The sequence below is a fragment of the Borrelia crocidurae genome, assembly GCF_000825665.2.
Taxonomy (GTDB): Bacteria; Spirochaetota; Spirochaetia; order Borreliales; family Borreliaceae; genus Borrelia; species Borrelia duttonii.
In genome coordinates this window covers 1,109-5,602 of record NZ_LN609267.1, presented here as the reverse complement: position 1 = coordinate 5,602, position 4,494 = coordinate 1,109, and the positions used below count along the sequence as shown (strand labels likewise).

At 27.6% G+C, this 4,494-nt stretch carries 3 protein-coding genes and 2 pseudogenes; all 5 read left to right on the top strand.

The window, feature by feature from the left end; translation table 11 throughout:
- The first annotated feature begins 76 nt into the window (after positions 1-76).
- Positions 77-1,531 (top strand): UTP--glucose-1-phosphate uridylyltransferase, encoded by a 1,455-nt coding sequence (locus tag BN1173_RS00040; protein WP_040235679.1) that lies wholly within the window; start codon positions 77-79, stop codon positions 1,529-1,531.
- Positions 1,494-2,561, top strand: coding sequence for a glycoside hydrolase family 3 N-terminal domain-containing protein (locus BN1173_RS00035; protein ID WP_425456533.1), 1,068 nt, complete (start codon positions 1,494-1,496; stop codon positions 2,559-2,561). Before BN1173_RS00040 ends, BN1173_RS00035 begins: the two co-directional genes overlap by 38 nt.
- 129 nt (positions 2,562-2,690) lie before the next feature.
- On the top strand, positions 2,691-2,867 hold the full coding sequence (locus tag BN1173_RS04370) for a hypothetical protein (protein ID WP_218972620.1): 177 nt from the start codon (positions 2,691-2,693) through the stop codon (positions 2,865-2,867).
- A gap of 676 nt (positions 2,868-3,543) precedes the next feature.
- Positions 3,544-3,783, top strand: a pseudogene (locus BN1173_RS00025) (variable large family protein); the annotation flags it as partial.
- Between the two features lie 22 nt (positions 3,784-3,805).
- Positions 3,806-4,118, top strand: a pseudogene (locus BN1173_RS04820) (variable large family protein); the annotation flags it as partial.
- Between the last annotated feature and the right edge of the window lie 376 nt (positions 4,119-4,494).

Genomic DNA, 4,494 nt, shown 5'->3' with positions numbered 1-4,494 from the left:
GTATATTACTACAATAAATGCTAATATTAAAATATAATTGTATTTATTTACCTTATGTTTGAATGAGGTTTTTAGTATGTGTGAAGTAATAGATAAAGTTTTTTCTCAAAAAGTACTTAATATGCTTAATATGCCTTACCTTAAAGGGTTAGATATATCTTTTAAAAATTTTCCAAGTGAAAGTCATAGTAATATTTTGAGTCTTACTGATAATTTTGTTAAATTAAAATTTAGAAAAGAACTTGTTGAAAATAATTTGAAAAAATATTTTGATGATTATAGAAAGTTTTTATTCTCATCAGAAGGTGATTTTTATGTTTTTACTGCTGATAATTTAAGAAAGATAGGATTGTCACTGTATCCTTATTTTTCGTTTGGGATTTTAAATGGAGGTTCTGCAACTAGTTATTTTGATCTACTTAAAAATAGTGATTTTAATAATGACTTATATTTTTTATATGCAAATAAAATATTAGAAGCTAAGGAATTTTTTGGACATTTGCCCAAAGGAATTACACCTGCGTATGTTAATACAGATGGTAGTTATGGATTTTCGTTTTTAGAATTAAAAATTCGACATCTTTTATTGCTGTCTAGGCAGTATTATGAACTTTATGGTGAAAATATTAAACCTTCTATTTTTCAAATGACAAGTGTTAAGACTTATAAATTAATTTCTGATTTTTTAGACAGTATTTTTGATAATAATTTGATTAAGAGTTTAAATTATTGTGATTTTTGTAAATCGGATATTTTAACAGCAATTCAGCCTTTGGTGTATTGTTATAAAGAGTTAAGTGATGGTCATTATGAATATTTTGATTATGTTAATAATGGAAAGAAAGTTTTTTTGGCTTTACCTGCGGGACATGGTCAAAATTTTAAAGTTTTGAGGGATATTTATATGCAACTTTATAATTCAGGTAAAAAATTTGTATATATTGGGAACATTGATAATGTTGGTTTTACTGTTAATTTAAAAACACTTGCTATAATGGCTATAACTAATGATTCTGCTGGATTTGAGTTTAGTGTTAAGACACCACTAGATACAAAGGGAGGGATTTTAATTTTAGATGATGATAATAATTTAAACTGTGTTGATATTGGTAGTGTTATTTCTAGAGAAACAGTGTTGCAATTTGAGTACAAAGGAGGTAAGATTTTTTTTAATTGTGCTACGGGTCTTTTTAATTTGGAGTATTTGATCAAAAATATTGATAGAATAATATCAGATATGCCTATGAGAGTTATTGAACAGACTAAAGAATTTGGCAAATATACTTCAATTGAGCAAATAACATGGGAAGTTATAAAGATGGTAGATAATCCATTGATTTTTGAGGTTAATAGGGAAGATAGATTTTTACCCGCTAAGTTATTTATTAGTACACTTATTATGAGTAATTATATGAGTGATAAATTTTCAGATGCATTTTTTGATATTGCTAAATACTTAAATATTGGTCTTAATAATGTATTACAGAATAAATATGATTTGGTTTTTAAGAAAGGTAAATGGAATGTTTAGATTGATATTATTTGTACTTTTGTTTTTTCATTTTATTTTATTGGGTTCTATTCCAGATATAGATTATGATTATTTTGAAAGTGATAAATTTGATCTTATAGATGTTGATAAGTTTTTAGGAAAAGTTAATTCTAAAGATATTTTAAATGGAAGTTGTATTTTTATTGGTATTAGAAATGTTTCTAATCCTAGTTCTGTTCAATCAGTTAGTAAAAGTGAACTTATGAAAATACAAGAGATAAATCCAGTGGGAGTTATTTTGTTTAGAGAAAACTTTAAGGATGCTGAACAAACTAAAAAATTAATTGAAAAATTAAAAAAATATCTTGGTTCCAAACTTTTAATTGCTGTTGATGAGGAAGGGGGCTTGGTTAGTAGAGCTAGTGAAAATGAAAAACTAGGAGTGTGTAATTTTCCTTCTATGGAATCTGTGGGGAAGACAAAAGATGTTCAACTTGCATATAAGATAGGTGAAATTCTTGGAAAACAACTTAGACGTCTTGGGATAAATATGAATATGGCACCTGTAGCAGATTCTAAATTTGCACCTGATAGTCCATTAGGTAATAGGACTTTTGGGTATTCATTTTACGATATTGGTCTTATGGTAGAGGCATTTGTTGATGGAATGCAAAGAGAAGGGGTTTTTGCTGTGGTTAAGCACTTTCCTGGACTTGGAGGTACTAAGATAGATACTCATAAGGATTTAGCTTTATTGCCTTATAGTAAAAATTTTTTGATGTTAAATAATTTCGTACCATTTGTTTTTGGTAAAGAAGCAAAATTTTTAATGCTTGCTCATATACTTGTACCTAATATTTCCAAGGATGTTAGTAGTATGTCAAGAGATATAGTAGAGATTATAAGAGATAATCTGAATATTTTTAGCATTATAATGACGGATGCATATGATATGGGAGCAATTGTTAATAATTTTAATTTAGAGTATGCTATTAAACAGTCGTTAAATTCAGGTATTGATATTGTACTGATTCCCGAAGGTTTTAAGGGGATTAATATAGAGAAATAATATTTTTTATTTTTGTTTATTTAAAATTTTGAAAAATTTTATGTTAACTTTTATTAAAGTTATCTTTTTTATAATACTTGAATTTGTGTTTTGTATAAATAGTGATGAATAAATTATATAGCGAATATGATGGCTGCATCCACTAAAAAATATTCACTAAGAGATGAAGAAAAGGTGGAGGTAATAGAAAATACATTATTGATTGGGATATTAAGTTTAATGGAAAGAAAAGGTAAAGCAGGAAAAAGAAAAGCAGAAATATTATTACCAGTAATAATATCTGTTCTAAGGGTTATGGGTAATTGAGGTCCTATTAAGATATTGATAATAAAGGGATATATTTGTATTTTATATTTTAATATATAAAGAGATATGGAAAAGTTAAAATATGAATTTGATAATAGATTGGCACTGTGTGGATAAAAATGGATTGGAATGATATTAACATCAATCCAATCATTATAAATTATCGTTATTCCAAGAAATGAACGATATTTATGTTTTTGATTATAAGGAGTTAAATTTATGTAATTATGTTGAATAATTCCAATTTGTAAGGGTTTTATGTTTGTAAATTGATTATTTGTGCGCGTGTAGCACCAAGCATGTGAGTATGTTATTAATATTAAATAAGATATAAGTTTTAACTTTGTCATAGTGTGTATAAGAAAGTGTAACATTTATTCTTATATGAAAAATTGTATTGCAATTTATTCTTTGGATCAATAGGATTGCTTGATCTATTAATTAATAGACATTATCAGAAATACAATGTTTTTTATAAATTTGAAAAATATGTTAGAATTGAGATTATCAATTGATTTAACTAGTAGCCTTATCATATGTAATTATTTTATCAAGTATGTTAGTAATTAATTTTTATAGCAAATATCAAGGAATAGCAAAATAATAAATAAAGTAGTATTTGTCTTATACTAGTATTGTTAAAAGTGGATGAAATACATAGACATGCAAAAAAATTGCAGTTGATGCAGCTAAGGGAGTTTTAGCTTTATTGAAAACCCATTTAGAATCTTTAAAAGATATAGGTGATGGTAACAAGGTAGTTGATGTAGCAAATAACCAGAATGGAGTAGCAGCAAATTCAGATGCATTAAAGAAAGCATATAAAGCATTGAAAGGGATAGTAGATGTAGCAAAGGCACAAAAAGTTGAAGAACCAAGTGCAAGTGATTTGGCATTAGCTGAAGCATCAATAGGAATAAATTAGTCAAAAAATGGGCGAAGAAGGTAAACATGATGCTGGAGATGATAAAAAGGCTAGTGATGGTAGTACTGCAAGAACTGGTGGAAATGCTGGTGATGGTGAAGCAGGCAAAGTTATTTGCTTCTGCTAATGCTGGTACTGCTGGAAAATGCAAAGAAGTCAGCAGCAGTGATGCAGCAAAAGCAGTTGGAGCAGTAACTGGTGCTGATATTTTACAAGCTATGATTAAAGATAATGGTGATGCTGTTAAATTAGCTTCTAGTAATGCTGTTGCTGCTGTTGATGCTAATAAAAAAGATGGGGTTATAGCAGGAGGTATAGCATTAAGAGATGAAGAAAAGGAGATGGAAGCATTTATAGCGCAGGTTGATGCTAATATAGAGAAAATGGATCGTGAATTTAAAGAATTTCAAAGAAGATATGGAGCGGATAAAAGTATTGAGGATTGGATTGAATATGAGGAGAAAGAGCGAAAAATTAAAGAGGAAAATTCAGTTAAGGGTTAAGAATTTGAGTGCTCGATTTGCAAAGAAATTGAATGCTAAAGTCATTAATAAATGATGATATTTAATGTTGCGTATATTAATAATACTAGTTTCAATTTATTAAGCCTTATATAATGTGAGGTGTTTTTTGATATATGCAAATTAATTTTTGTTGAATTCTGATTTTAAAGATAAATATCAAAATTCTAGTAATTCAGGC